Raw genomic sequence first — 13,910 nt, 5'->3', positions numbered from 1 at the left:
CACGCAACCGCGAGCAAGCACAGCAACAACAACCCCGGCCGGCGCAGCATCACTTGCTCGTGTAGAACCGCAGGTAGTCGAACGTGGCCACCGGCGGCGGGTTGGACCCAGTCTGGTCGCCATGCGCGTACAGACCGAGCTTCGGCGTAGTACCGGCCGGGAGCACCCAGGACGCACCCCAGGTCCACTTCTTGCCGTCGACACTCGTTCCGGCGCGGTAGACGTGCTCCCCAGCCGCATTGCGGTGGTACGCGAGCCGCATCCACATGGTCGGCGCCGGCCGTCCGATGGCTGCCCCGCCGTAGCTGGTCGCACCGTCGGCCCGCGCCACCAACTCCCGGCCGAACTCCGTCTGCCGCGTCCGCCAGATCGCCACGTCGCCGAGCCGGGCGAAGTCGTCGTCGTTCAGGTACGCGATCATCCCGGCCTGCTGGTAGTTGCGGATATCGCCCTCACCGAGATCGAGGTGCAGCTTCGTCTCCGCGATCCAACTGTCGGACGCCGGCGTCTGGTGGAACAACAGGCTCGCGTTGTTGCCCGAGCCAACCAGATCGGTATTCTGCAACGGCCACGATAACTTGCCATCGGCAACTACTGCGCGCGAGTCAGGACGCACCCACGACCATTGATCGCCAAGCCCGCCGGAGAACTCGTCACCGGCCAGCAACTTCCCAGCAACCGGTACTGCGGCGGCGCGGCGTACCGGCTCCGCCACTGGCCGCACCGTCAGGTTGTCCAGCTCAGCAGTCCCAAGCCACCGCACCGGCGCGGACCGAACCTTCAGCCCCGGTACTACGAGTCGCGCCTCGGCGTACAGATCTCCGAGCCCGGCGTCGTTCACCCGAGCCGTCACGGTGTTACCCGCGACCTGGACGATGAGGTTGTTCCACTGCGACCGGTCGAAGCCAGCCGGCAAAGCGGCACTCGTGGTCCGGCCGCCCGCCACGATGGTGATCTTGTTGCTGCCAACGCTGACCACCACCGCGCCACCACCGACCACAGTGGTGAAACGGTTGCCGAGCTTCACGTCGGCCTCTACCCGCAGAGACCCACCGGGCGCGGACTGCCTGGTCGCAGCGACTCCACGGATCGAAGCAGTGGGTCCGCCAAGCGAGTCACCAGCCAGCCTGGTCGCGCCCCACAGTCCACTCGCGGGATCGGCAGCGTCGATGCCTGCGCCCGAGCCTGTGGTCGGGGCGGGCTGAGGCGTGTCCGACGGACCGGCGCCGGCCCGAGTCCGCGGCCAGCCGTCGATCCAGTCGATCCGGTCGATCAGCATCGGCCGCCGGTTGATCCCGAACGGGTCGGTCAGCCACGGCGTCGCGCGGTCGAGCGCGTGGTAGACGATGTGGTCCTGCCCGGCCGCGTCGGTGATGAACGCGTGGTGGCCGGGTCCGATCCACTTGTTGCCGTTCTGCGTGATGACCGTCGTACCGCCGACCCGGGACTCGTTCATCGACGCGCCGTCGGCGTCCAGGAACGGGCCGCGGGGCGACTTGGAGCGGCCGGCGAACACGGAGTACCCGGTGGTCGGGCCCGCGCAGCAGTTCATCGACGAGCCCATCAGGTAGTACCAGCCGTCGCGGTAGACGACGTACGAGCCCTCGTAGCGATCGCCGATGGTCACCTGGGTCGGCGTACCGACTGAGGTCAGGCCGTCGGGCGAGAGTTCCGTGACGGAGATGCCGCCGTAGTAGCCGCCGGCGTACAGGTAGCGCTTGCCGTCGGCGGCGGTGAGCATCGCCGGGTCGATGGTGCCGAAGTACCCGCCGTTGCCGTCGGGCTTCGGCGCGACGACCGGGCCGTCGGTGGCCGTCCACGGGCCGGTGGGAGTCGGTGCGGTGGCGACGCCGATCGCCGGATCGCCACCAGGGTTGGCGAGGGTGTCGGTGACGGTGAAGTACATGACGTACCGGCCGCCGAAGTAGCGGATGTCCGGTGCCCAGAAGAACGAGCCGGGCGCGGCCCACTTCGGCTTGGTCTCGTCGTTGAAGACCGTGCCGAGGTACTCCCAGGAGCCGAAGTCCTTGGTCCTGGCCATGTGCATGAGGCCGAACGGGCCTCCGGCAACCAGTGGGTCGGAGGTGGCGTAGGCGTACCAGTAGCCGTCGCGGCCCTGGATGACCGCCGGGTCGGCGAAGGTGTCGGCGAAGGAGGACGAGATCGCGTTCTGGGTGGTCACTGGTGCCGGCGGGGGCGCGGCAGCAGCGGCGGTGGCGGCGGCGGTGGCGGCCGTGAGGCCGGCCGCCATCGTGGCCACAGCGAGCGCTGCGGCCATCAGTCGTCTGGGAGGCACGGGCGGGTTCCTCTCGAAAGTCGGATCAACCTTTGATGCCGCTGCGCGCGACACCTTCGATGACGTAACGCTGGACGAACACGTAGAGGATCAGGACCGGTACGGCGGCCACGGTGGCGCCGGCCATGATCACCGGGTAGTCGGTCGTGTAGGCACCCTGCAGCAGGGTCAGACCGGCCGGCAGCGTCAGCCGCTCCGGACTGAACAGCACGAACAGTGGCCAGATGAAGTCGTTCCAGTTGGTCAGGAACGACAGCACGGTCAGCGTGGCCAAGGCGGGTTTGGCGTTCGGCAGGATGATCCGGGTGAAGACGGTCCAGGCGTTCGCGCCGTCGATCAGCGCGACCTCCTCGAGCTCCTTCGGAATGGCCAGGAAGAACTGCCGCATGAAGAACACCCCGAACGCACCGGCCGCGCCGGGGACGATCAACGCCAGCAGCGTGTCCAGCCAGCCGAGGTTGTCCATCAGCAGGTAGTTCGGCATCAGGAAGACGAAGCCGGGCACGAACAGGGTCAGCAGGATCACCGAGAAGATGGCGTTCTTGAACCGGAACTCCATCCGGGCCAGGGCGTAGCCGGCCATCGACGAGACCACAACCACCAGCAACGCGTGGAACGCTGCCGCGCCGAAGCTGTTCAGCGCCCAGCGCAGTACCGGGTTCTGGCCGCCGGTGGTGAGGATCTCGCCGTACGCGCGGGTGGTCGGGTCCTGCGGGACGAGGGTCGGCGGGTCGGCCTGCGACTCACCGATCGTCTTGAAGGAGGTGATCACCATCCACAGCAGCGGAACGATCACCAGCACGGTCAGCAGGATCACCAGGATCCAGAACGCGGCAGACGGTCGGCGCCTCATGACTTGCGCTCCCTCAGCAGGGCGAAGTTGATCAGCGAGACGACCGCGAGGCAGAGCGCCAGCAGGTAGCTCATCGCGGTGGCCTGGCCCATCCGGAACTGGCTGAAGCCGGTGTCGGTGATCACCATCAGCGCGGTCGCGGTGGAGTCACCGGGCCCGCCCTGGGTGATCAGCACCGACTGGCCGAACATGTTGGCACTGGCCAGCAAGGTGATCGTGATGATGAAGACGGTGACCGGCCGCAGCCCGGGCAACGTGACGTTGCGGAACTGCTGCCAGGTGTTCGCCCCGTCCAGCTCGGCCGCCTCGTACTGCTCGGCCGGGATGTCCTGCAGCCCGGCCAGGTAGATGATCGCGTTGAAGCCGGCCGTCCACCACACTGTCACCGCGACCAGCGAGACGAACGCCCAGGGCTGGTCGTTCGTCCAACCGATCTCGGAGACACCGAACAGCCCGAGGAAGGCGTTCAGCAGACCGAAGCTGGTGTCCAGGATGTAGCGGAACATCAGGCCGATCACGGCCACGCCGAGCACGAACGGCGCGAAGTACACGGCCCGGAAGAAGGTCCGGCCCGGGAACTTGCGGTTCAGCAGCACGGCCAGGCCGAGCGGCAACGCCACCAGGAACGGCACCGACGCGACCGTGAAGATCCCGGTCGCCCGCATGCCGTGCCAGAACGGCTCGGCCGTCGCCGACAGCGGGTCGAACAGGTCCTTGTAGTTCTGCAGTCCGACGAACGGTTTGCCCGGCAACTGGAAGTCCCAGTCGTGCAGACTCATCCAGAAGCCGAAGATGGCCGGCCCGATCACGAACATCAGGAACAGCAGCAGGTACGGCGCCAGGAACAGGTACGGCGTCGCGCGGCCGTACCCGCGGACGGCGGAGGAGGCGCGGGCACGGCGCTTCCGGAGCGTGCCCGCGCTGGCCTGGACCGTCATCGCTTACGCGCCGTACTTCTTGCGGTTGGCCTCCAGGATCTTGTCCGCCCGCGCGGCCGCGTCGGACAAGGCCTTGGCGGGCTCCGCCTTCAGCAGCACAGCCTCGTTGACGGCCTTGTTCAGCTCGTTCAGCGCGTCCCCGATGCCGGGCACCGCCGGCGGGAAGTGCAGGTCGTCGATCTGGGTCGCCAGTGCGGCCTGCTCCGGCAGGGCCTTGAACTCGGCCGACTCGCGGACCTGCTTGCGGGCCGGGACCTGACCGCCCTTGGCCCACTCGAGCGACTTCTGGCTGACGTAGTTGAGGAACACGCGCGCGGCGGTGGACTTGTTCTGGTCCGGGGTCTTCAGCTTCGGCAGGCAGAACTGGTGCGAACCGGCCCAGGCGGCCTTGGTGCCGCCGATGTTCGGCAGCGGGGCCACGCCCCACTCCAGGCCCTTCTTCTCCTTGAACGTGTTGATGTTCCAGATGCCGTTCCAGACGAACGCGTTCTTGCCGTTCATCACCGCGATGTTGTCGGCGTCCTGGGCGACGTTCTTCGGGCTGTGGCCGTTCTTCACCAGGTCGGTGAACCAGCCCAGCGCCTTCACACCGGCCTCCTCGTGCCAGGTCGCCTTCGACGCGTCGTCGTTGAACAGGTCGCCGCCGTACTGCCAGAGCAACGCCTGGACAGTCAGCACGCCGGTGAACGTGAACGGTGTGGCCCAGTGGCCCTGGATCCCCTTGCTCTTGAAGGCGTCCAGCGCGGCGGCGTACTCGTCGGCGTTCGTCGGCGGCTTGGCCGGGTCGAGGCCGGCCGTGGTCATCAGCGTCTTGTTGTAGAAGAAGCCGAGCGGGTGCACGTCGAGCGGGATGCCGTACCGCTTGCCCTCGTACTCGCCGGCCTTCCAGACCACCTCGGAGAAGTCGTCCTGCTTGAGGTCGAGCGCCTTGGCCACGTCGTCGAGCGGTTCGATCACGTTCCGTGCCGCATTGGTGGCCAGCGAGTCGACGTGCATGATCGCGACCGCGGGACCGCGTCCGCTGCTGACCGCGGTGGGCAGCTTCGTGTAGTAGTCGGCCCACTGCATCACGGTCATCTTGATCTTGATGTTCTGGTTCTCGGAGTTGAACTGGTCGACGATCTTGCGCATGAACGGGCCGTCACCGCCGGTGAAGCCGTTCCAGAAGTCGAGTTCGACGGGCGGGCCGTCGTACCCCTTCGCGCCGCCGTCGCCGGTCGCGGGGCCCGCGCCGGGCTTACCTGCCGAGCCTGAGCCGCAGCCGGCCAGGACGCCGGCCGCCCCCAGAGCGCCGAGTCCGCCCAGCACCAAACGCCGGTTGATGGTGTTCACCGTGTACCTCCAGGGGAGAGCCTGATCATGTGCCACGAAGCAGGGGGCAACGTGGCCGTACAGCTGTCGTTGCGGACCTCGGTTCCGTCGATCCGGCGAGGGACCACCCGGTCGGGATCTTCCGCGGTGTTGACCGCGGTGCGGTCGTCGTCGTACAGGGCGAGGTGCTCCACCACCCGCAGTCCGGGCCGCAGTGGGACCTCCAGGTCGACCTTGTCGGTCTCGCTTCGATTCACCACGAAGAGCGTCACCTCGCCGGTGGCTTCCTCGTAGGTCGCGGTACTCCACAGTGCCGGTACCCGCCCGTACTCAGCGGTCTCGATCTCGGGGCCGGCCACCTCGGTGCGCAGTACGGTCGAGCCCGCGTACTGCGCGGTCAGCGCGAACGGGTGGAAGATCGTCTGCCGCCAGGCCCGCCCGTCGGGCTCGGTGCGGATCGGGCCGATCACGTTCACCAGTTGCGCCAGGCAAGCGATCTTCACCCGGTCGGCGTGCCGGAGCAGGGTGATCAGCAGGCTGCCCACCACGACCGCGTCGTCGACGGTGTAGGTGTCCTCGATCAGCGGGCTCACCTCGCGGAGGTCCAGGCCGAGCTCGCCGGGGAAGCGCTGCTGGTACCAGACGTTCCACTCGTCGAACGAGAGGGTGATCTCCTTGTCGCTGCGCTTGAGCGCCTTCACGTGGTCGGCGGTGGCGACCACCTCGGAGATCATCCGGTCCATCTGCTCGGCGGCCGCGAGGAAGCTCTGCTGGTCGCCGTTCTTCGGTTCGTAGTACGCGTGCAGACTGATGTGGTCGACCAGGTCGTAGGTGCGCTCGAGCACGGTGCGCTCCCAGTCGCCGAAGGTCGGCATGTACCGGTTGCTCGAGCCGCAGGCGACGAACTCGACCCCGGGATCGACCCGGCGCATCGCGTTCGCGGTCTCCTCGGCCAGCCGGGCGTACTCCTCGGCGGTCTTGTGACCGATCTGCCAGGGCCCGTCCATCTCGTTGCCCAGGCACCACACCTTGATCCCGTACGGCTCCTTGTTGCCGTTGGCCACTCGGCGGTCGGGCAGCTCAGTGCCGGCCGGGAGGTTGGTGTACTCGAGCAGCTCGACGGCTTCCTTGATCCCGCGGGTGCCGAGGTTGACCGCCCAGATCGGCTCGACGCCGGCCTTGCGCGACCAGCTCATGAACTCGTCGGTGCCGAACTGGTTCGGCTCGATCGACCGCCAGGCCAGGTCGAGCTTGCGCGGCCGCTGGTCCTTCGGGCCGACGCCGTCCTCCCAGTCGTAGTTGGAGACGAAGTTGCCGCCCGGGTAGCGGACCGCCGTCACGCCCAGCTCGCGGACCAGCGCCAGCACGTCCTCGCGGAACCCTTCCGGGTCGGCGGTGGCATGTCCCGGCTCGTAGATGCCGGTGTAGACGCAGCGGCCCATGTGCTCGACGAACGAGCCGAACACGCGCCGGTCCAGGGCACCGACGACGAACGCGGGATCGACCGCAAGACGTGCCACAGATCCTCCACAGAAATCTTTACAACGATTAACCTGAGTTTTTACAACGATTGACATCGGCTGTAAAGAGCTGACCATTGGATCTACTGGTCCTGTCGCCGTCTTGTGACCGCACGAAGCGCCGCAGCGGCATGACAGACTGCGATCGAACGGGGCGGAGGGAGGACCGGATGGTGACCAGGCTGAGCGACGTGGCAGCTCGCGCCGGAGTATCGGTGAAGACGGTCTCCAACGTGATCAACGACTATCCGCACATCACCGCCCGGACCCGGGCCAAGGTCCAGGCCGCGATCGAGGCCCTCGACTACACGCCCAACGTGAGCGCCCGGTCACTGCGCAAGGGCCGGTCGGACTTCATCGCACTGGCCATCCCCGAGATGGCATCGCCGTACTTCGCTGAGCTCGGCGCCGCGATCAGCCGGGCCGCGAAGAAACGCGGCATCACCGTCCTGATCGACCAGACCGAAGGCGAGGCCGCCGCCGAGAAGCTCGTCCTCGGCGGGATGCGGGGCCAGCTGATCGACGGCATCATCTTCTCCCCGATCACCACCGCGCCCACCAAGATCGCCCTGACCGACACGGCGAAACCGCTGGTCCTGCTCGGCGAACGGCACGCGGGCGGCACCCTCGACCACGTCGCGGTCGACTCGGTCCAGGCGTCCTTCGATGCGACCACGCACCTGATCTCGATCGGCCGGCGCCGGATCGCGGCCATCGGAGTCGGCGGAGGCGCGGGCACGGGCGCAGTACGGCGGAAGGGGTATCGCAAGGCACTGAAGGCCGCTGGGCTGCCGCATGATCCGACGCTGGAGCTGGCCGGGACGGGGTATCACCGCGAGGACGGTGCCTCCTCGATGCGGGAGCTGCTCGCGTTGCCGGAGCCGCCGGATGCAGTCTTCTGCTTCAACGATCTGCTGGCGATCGGTGCGCTGCGGACTCTTGCCGAGGCGGGGCTTTCGGTGCCGCGGGATGTCGCGGTGGTCGGGTTCGACGACATCGAGGACGGCCGCTATCACTCACCGTCGCTGACCACGATCTCCCCGGACATGGAGTGGCTGGCGGAGCACGCCGTCGGGCTGTTGCTGGACCGGATCGCCGGAACCGGTGAGGTCGACCGCCGCGACCTCACCGTCCCGTACACGTTGCAGATTCGGGAGTCCTCGGCTGGTTAGAACGCCTTAGAACGTTGCCGCGCAAGTGGTGAGGTTAGCCGTGACCGACGCACCGCGAGCCACGGTGACCTGGCGAGTTTCCAGGACCTGGCCGGTTGGGCGCTCACAGGTCAGTGTCCATGACTCGGTCCCGCCTTGCTGGACGACGATCGGGCGGGTCGACGGGTTCGCGTGGTACGTGTAGGAGCCACCCGCCGGTACGGTCATCTTGGTTTCCAGGACATCGGGGATGTTGGTGCCGTTCCACGTCTTGGTGTTGAACGACTTCTTCAGGCGCAGTACGGCGCCGGCCGGGCCCGTGCCGGTGATGACCGAGTGGCGGGCCGGGTTGATCGTGCTCTCCGCCGCGATCAGGTAGGCCTCGCGATTTCCCTTGCCCGCGGTACTTCCCGAGCCGAAGTAGTAGTTGGGGATGTTCGAGAACGCCGGGTGGAAACTGCTGCCGTGCTCGAACGTGAAGCCGAGACCGCCGGTCGCGTAGTACGACCAGTCCTCGGTGGTGCCGGTGGTGTCGTAGAGCTCGTAGCCGAACTGGCTGCGGTAGCCGTTCTGCGCGGCCATCTGGTCACCGAGCGACTTGTAGAGCGGCTCGTCGGGGGTCTTGCCCGCGCTGGCGTAGCCGGGCTCACGCAGTACGAGGTTGGAATAGGTGTGGTTCGTGATCAGCGTGGTCGCCTGGTGCGACGAGACGAGCGCCTGGATGTTGCGCGTCTCGGGCTCGCTGAACGCGCTCGCGCCGCGGTACGTCTCGGAGGTCAGGCTGGTCGAGGCGCCGGGTCCGCCCCAGAAGCCGGCGTAGTTCCGGTTCGGGTCAGTGCCGCGCGACTGGTTGGCGGACTGCGCGCACTGGCCCGGCGTCGGGAGCTGGCCGTTGGTGATTCGGCAGTTCTTCCGCTTCATCTCGTAGCCGAGCGTGCGGCTCAGGTTGAAGCCGTCGGGATTCACCACCGGGACGATGACGATCCGCGACTTGTCGAGAATGTTGGTGACCCGCGGTACGACGCCGTCGTTCTTCAGCAGGTCGTACGCGAACTCCATTGTCAGCTCGCCGGACGGCCACTCGCGCGCGTGGTGCAACCCCATCATGATGAAGACCGGCTTGCCGTCGCTGACGTTGACGTTGCGGCTGATCTCGATCCCGCGAACCGCACGTCCTTCCAGCGAAGTGTGCTTCAGCGTGATCTGCTTGACCTTCGTCGGGTACTGCGACGCGAGCGAGGCGAGGTCGTTGTTGTAGTCGGCCAGCTGCCGGTACGCCGTACGCCCGCTGGGGAGCGTGGCGAGAATCTGCTTGTTTCTAATGGCTTTCGCGTACGCCGCATCGGCTGCCTCGCGTTCTTTGTCGGCGCCTTTGAGGTCGTCTTCCAGGGTTGACCAGGTGAAGCCGGCGAGCTTGAGGAGGTGCTGATCTTGCTTGCCATAAGCAACCAGATCGACGTAGCCGGGGCCGGCTGACTCGGCCAGGTCGAGGTCGAGGGTGGTCAGGCGCTTGCGGTCGGCGGCGGTGGGGGTGTTGATCCGGAGTAGCTGGATCAACTCGCCGTTCTCGGCGGCCTGGACTTTGCGGTCGGGTGGCGCAACAGCCTGAACCTGACTGCCGGCGCCGACGACAACCACAGCCGCCAACACGAGAGGAACAAGTCGGTGCCATCGGGCGGGATGGAACACGGTGACCTCCAGTAGTGAGCTAGTCGCAATAGGTAACTGGAGAGTAGGGCTCCGCCGCAGCCACTGGAAGCGATTCACCCTGGAGCACGGGGAAACCCGCGCCGGGACTCGTGGCGAGCTCGCGACGCCTGCTCCGCTCCGCTACGCCAGCTGCATCGCCAGCGAGTACCGGCGCTGACGCGCGTGACCCCGCGGTGGCGTAGGTGTGCGCTACCGGCGAGGTTGGCCGAACTGCTGGGCCGGATGCGAACTGCTGGTGCCGGATGAGCGAGGCGATGCGGGCAGTGGAGACAGCGCTCCAGGTCGAGCCGTCGTGGCTGGGCGGGGACAGTACGCGGTGCTCGCGGCGGGTCGGCCGAGTACAGCATTAGGCGAACTCATCAAACCGCTCTCCTCAAGAATCGTTCGACCTCGTCAAGGAGTGCGCGTGCGCTTCGTCGTCGGCCTGTCGGCCCGCGAGTCACGATCGGGGCACCGTGATGCCATAGGGTTCGGGCCGTGTCCGAAACAGACGTGCTCGTACTGCGGCCGGGTGCGGGACCGCGCCGCCAGGTCTTCAAGATCGTTGCCGTCCTCTCCGTGACGTTTGTGATCGCCGGCTTCACTACCGGTGGCCGGCCTGCATGGATCCTTTGCATCGGCCTCATCCTGCTGCTGGCCGGCACCGTCGCTGTCTACCTGCGGCGCTCCCATATCGTCGTCACCCCGACCGAGATCTCGGCGCGCGGTCTGACCTTCCACCGCCGACGCGACCGAGCGCTCGCCGCCTCGGTGATCCGGGCCACGGTGGTTCAGCCGGGGGCTGTCTCCGAGACCATCGTCATCCTCGACGCTGCCGGACACGGCCTGCTCAGCATCAACGGCGCCCTGTATTCGTCCGCCGATCGCGACCGGCTGATCGGCTACCTCGGACTGCCCACCAGTGCGCCGGGTCAGCCGGTCACCTTTGTGCAGCTGGGCCGCGAACAGCCCGGCTCCGTGAGCTGGGCCGGACGGCACCCAGTCGCGTTCGCGCTGCTCTGCGCCCTCGGGTTCGCCGTCGCCGCAGTAGTTCTCGGAGCCTTGGTCGCGGCCCTAACAGGCTGAGTGGGTCAGTCTCTGGAGGGCGTTGCATGTGCTGCGCCCCGCGACAGCCGATACTTGCCCACAGTGTTTCCAGCGACCAATGGCCCCGACATCCCCCGCTGGATCCGTTCCGCGACGCGGTGTGGGAGCTGAGCCGGAACGATCAGGTGGTCGCGCACCTCCCGACCCAGGTTGTCCGCATGCGCTCTCTTCCGTTCTTCTGGCTGAAGCACGAGTGGCTCTGGCCCGACCAGTCGGGGAGACGCAGCGCCGAGAGCTGTGGGCCCAGAACGGCCCTCCGGCCTAGCAGCCGGCGATCCGCGCAGATCGCCCGGATCGCGGTCTGGCCGACGCCGTTCCCCTGGATCCGTTCGAGCAGGCGGTTATGCGGTGGCCCGCCGCGCATACACCTCGATCTCGATTTTCATGCGAGGGTCAGCGAGGCCGCACATCAGCATGGTGGCGGCCGGCCGCACCTCGCCGAAGGCGCGGCGCAGGACCGGCCAGCAGGGCTCGAAGTCCGCCCGGTCGGGCAGGATGTACCGCACCCGGACCACATCAGCGAGGGTGCAGTTCGCCTCGCCCAGCGCGGCCGTGATGTTGTGCAGGCACTGCTCGGCCTGCTCCACGACGTCGTCGGAGATTGTCATCGTGGTGTAGTCGAACCCGGTCGTCCCGGACACATGCACCCAGTCGCCGTCCACCACGGCACGGGCATAGCCGATCTGCTCCTCAAACGTCGAGCCGCTGAGGATCGCACGTCGCTCTGTCATGCGCCGAACGCTAGGTGACCACTACCGATACGTCTAATACATGTACCGGCATTGGCTGATATCTCTAGGCATATGGAGCGCCCCGAACTTCCCCTTCCACAGCTGCACGCTTTCGTCGTTCTCGCCGAGGAACTCCACTTCGGCCACGCGGCCACCCGCCTAGGCATCGCGCAGCCGCCACTGAGTCAGCAGATCCGCCGTTTGGAGGACAAGGTCGGCCATGCGCTGTTCCATCGCACAGCACGAGCCGTCACCCTCACCCCGGCAGGCCAGGAACTCCTGCCCGCAGCCCGCAGAGCCCTCACCGACCTCTCAGACGGATTGTCCGCGGCCCGGGCCGTTGGCAGCGGCCAGGCCGGACGCCTGCGAATCGGCTTCGCCGCCTCCCTCGCTCTGACCGTCCTGCCCGGCCTGCTGCGTACCTTCCGGCACCGGTTTCCCGCTGTGCATCTGGACATCCACGAGATGACCACGGCACCACAGATCGACGCCCTGCATGACAAGACCATCGACATCGGGCTGCTGCGCGAGCCGCCCGATGACCAACCAGAGCTCGGCTTCACGACGATTCTGACCGAGCCCTTCGTGGCCGTCCTGCCGGCCGCACACCGTCTCGCCGCCCAAAGAACAGTCGGGCTTGAGCAGTTGGCGGACCTTCCTTTCGTGCTGCTGCCTCGCGCGGTCGGCCCACAGTTGCATGACCGGATCACCAGCCTGTGCGCCGCGGCAGGCTTCACGCCCTCCGTGTCCCAGCAGGCGGTGGAGTGGCAGACCGTCTGCGCCCTGGTGGAGGCCGGCCTGGGCGTCTCTCTGGCGCCGGCGAGCATCCGGCGTATCCGCCTCAAAGGCGTCGTCTTCCGCAGGATCGAGCCCAGCAGCGCCCGGACACGAGTCGCCGTCGCCTGGCGCAGGAGCGACTCAAACCCGTTGGTCAGAAACCTCCTGGCGGCAGTGAGTCAGGATCCGCCGGACAAGGCGCTCGCCTGACGTTGCTGAGCAGGACAGGCGCTGGGTCAACCGGGCTGCTGTCGCCGGGAAACACCACCCTTTTAAACGGCGACCAGCCGGCTAGCGGTGGCCTATGCCTGCTAGTTGTGCGGCGAAGGTGCGGCGGAAGGCGGGGACTTGGGCGAGGAGATGGAGCGCTGCGTTGCGGGCGGAGCGGAAGGGGGCGGGGACTGTGGCTAGACGGGTTAGGCGGTGGGCTAGGGCTACTACCCGGAGGGCCTCCTCGCGGTTCGTGGTGGCGTAGTTGTCCAGTGGGGTTTCGTTGCCGGTGGTCAGGGCGGTTGCCAGCGCTTCGCCCAGAGTGATGGCGTCGCGGAGGCCGAGGTTCATGCCTTGGCCGCCGGCAGGGCTGTGGGTGTGGGCCGCGTCGCCGGCCAGCAGGACTCGGCCCGCGCGGTACCGGTCTGCCACCCGTTCGTGGATGCGGAACCTCGAGCCCCAGATCACCTCGGTGACCCTCACTGTGCGGCTTCTCGGACCGCGGGCGTTCAGCAGGCGCTGGGCGTAGGCGACATCAGGGTGCTCCGGCGCCTCGTCCACCTCGGCCACCAGGCGGATGCTGCCGTCAGGTAGAGGCGCGGCGACCAGGATGCCGGCCTTCGAGAAGTAGAGCATCACCTCGTCCTTCGGCAGCACACCGTCCACCTTGACATCCGCGAGCGTGAAGTTGAGGGGCAGCGTGCCGTCGTCACTGAAGCCGAGGCCGGCGAGGTCGCGGATCTTGCTGTGCATGCCATCGGCGGCCACGACGTACTGCGCCTTGATCAGCTCGCCGGACTCCAGAGTGACCTCGGCCCCGTCCGCGGTCTGCCGCAGACCGGAGGCGACGTACGGGCGGTGGACCTCGCCGCCGAGTTCCTTCAGCCGCTCGAGCAGGACCTGCTCGGTGGTGCTTTGCGGGACCATCAAGACATACGGGTACGCCGTCGGCAGCTTGTCGAAGCGGACCGGGACGAGGGTGCGGTCGCCATCGGCGATGTGGAACTGCTTGGACTGGATGCCGAGGGACGCCAGGCGGTCGCTGACGCCGATCCGTTCCAGCATCTCCAGGGTCCGCGGGTGGATGACCGCCGCGCGGGAGGTGTTCGCCCCCGCCGCCTGGCGATCGACGACCGTCACCTGCCGCCCCTGACCCGCCAAGGACGCCGCGACGGCGAGTCCTACCGGTCCGGCTCCCACCACCAGTACTTCGGTCTGTTCCGGGATCATCTTCGGCTCCTTCAGTCAAGGTCAACATCTGTTGGCCAACGCTTGTTGACTTCACTGTAGGACGCCCGGCTGGCCAGGTCAACACCTGTTGACCTAC

At 67.4% G+C, this 13,910-nt stretch carries 11 protein-coding genes; 3 read left to right on the top strand and 8 right to left on the bottom strand.

Annotated elements, in window-relative coordinates:
* Positions 1-49 precede the first annotated feature (49 nt).
* Genes ACQPYM_RS00330 through ACQPYM_RS00310 form a run of 5 tightly spaced genes read right to left on the bottom strand, consistent with a single transcriptional unit; the run spans position 50 to position 6,918 of the window.
* Positions 50-2,296 carry a family 43 glycosylhydrolase gene (locus ACQPYM_RS00330; protein ID WP_433012994.1) on the bottom strand — a complete coding sequence of 749 codons (2,247 nt, stop codon included), beginning with the start codon at positions 2,294-2,296 and terminating at the stop codon, positions 50-52.
* A 25-nt stretch (positions 2,297-2,321) separates the two neighbouring features.
* Positions 2,322-3,149, bottom strand: a complete 828-nt coding sequence (locus ACQPYM_RS00325) for a carbohydrate ABC transporter permease (protein ID WP_433012992.1) — start codon at positions 3,147-3,149, stop codon at positions 2,322-2,324.
* On the bottom strand, positions 3,146-4,087 hold the full coding sequence (locus ACQPYM_RS00320) for a carbohydrate ABC transporter permease (protein WP_433012990.1): 942 nt from the start codon (positions 4,085-4,087) through the stop codon (positions 3,146-3,148). Before ACQPYM_RS00320 ends, ACQPYM_RS00325 begins: the two co-directional genes overlap by 4 nt.
* Before the next feature lie 3 nt (positions 4,088-4,090).
* Positions 4,091-5,419 (bottom strand): ABC transporter substrate-binding protein, encoded by a 1,329-nt coding sequence (locus ACQPYM_RS00315; RefSeq protein ID WP_433012988.1) that lies wholly within the window; start codon positions 5,417-5,419, stop codon positions 4,091-4,093.
* Positions 5,416-6,918 (bottom strand): alpha-N-arabinofuranosidase, encoded by a 1,503-nt coding sequence (locus ACQPYM_RS00310; protein ID WP_433012986.1) that lies wholly within the window; start codon positions 6,916-6,918, stop codon positions 5,416-5,418. The genes ACQPYM_RS00315 and ACQPYM_RS00310 overlap by 4 nt, the downstream gene beginning before the upstream one ends.
* Before the next feature lie 170 nt (positions 6,919-7,088).
* On the opposite strand from ACQPYM_RS00310, the gene ACQPYM_RS00305 reads away from it, so the two are divergent.
* Positions 7,089-8,090, top strand: coding sequence for a LacI family DNA-binding transcriptional regulator (locus ACQPYM_RS00305; RefSeq protein ID WP_433012984.1), 1,002 nt, complete (start codon positions 7,089-7,091; stop codon positions 8,088-8,090).
* A 6-nt stretch (positions 8,091-8,096) separates the two neighbouring features.
* Here ACQPYM_RS00305 and ACQPYM_RS00300 read toward each other — a convergent pair whose 3' ends face one another.
* A complete protein-coding gene (locus ACQPYM_RS00300; protein ID WP_433023505.1) occupies positions 8,097-9,707 on the bottom strand; it encodes a M14 family metallopeptidase in 1,611 nt (536 codons plus the stop codon).
* 549 nt (positions 9,708-10,256) lie between these two features.
* On the opposite strand from ACQPYM_RS00300, the gene ACQPYM_RS00295 reads away from it, so the two are divergent.
* The gene (locus tag ACQPYM_RS00295; RefSeq protein WP_433012979.1) at positions 10,257-10,844 is read left to right on the top strand and encodes a hypothetical protein; all 588 of its coding nucleotides are present in this window, start codon (positions 10,257-10,259) and stop codon (positions 10,842-10,844) included.
* A 362-nt stretch (positions 10,845-11,206) separates the two neighbouring features.
* Here ACQPYM_RS00295 and ACQPYM_RS00290 read toward each other — a convergent pair whose 3' ends face one another.
* The gene (locus ACQPYM_RS00290; protein ID WP_433012977.1) at positions 11,207-11,596 is read right to left on the bottom strand and encodes a RidA family protein; all 390 of its coding nucleotides are present in this window, start codon (positions 11,594-11,596) and stop codon (positions 11,207-11,209) included.
* A gap of 72 nt (positions 11,597-11,668) precedes the next feature.
* Between ACQPYM_RS00290 and ACQPYM_RS00285 the strand changes: the two genes are divergently transcribed.
* Positions 11,669-12,583: a LysR family transcriptional regulator gene (locus tag ACQPYM_RS00285; protein ID WP_433012975.1), complete on the top strand. Its 915-nt coding sequence runs from the start codon at positions 11,669-11,671 to the stop codon at positions 12,581-12,583.
* Between the two features lie 81 nt (positions 12,584-12,664).
* Here the strand turns inward: ACQPYM_RS00285 and ACQPYM_RS00280 are convergent, their stop codons facing one another.
* Entirely contained in the window at positions 12,665-13,813 is a 1,149-nt protein-coding gene (locus tag ACQPYM_RS00280; RefSeq protein WP_433012973.1) for an FAD-dependent oxidoreductase, read from the bottom strand.
* Positions 13,814-13,910 lie beyond the last annotated feature (97 nt).

Source organism: Kribbella sp. CA-294648 (genome assembly GCF_050943845.1).
In the GTDB taxonomy this organism is placed as follows: Bacteria; Actinomycetota; Actinomycetes; order Propionibacteriales; family Kribbellaceae; genus Kribbella.
This window is presented reverse-complemented; position numbering and strand designations above follow the sequence as displayed.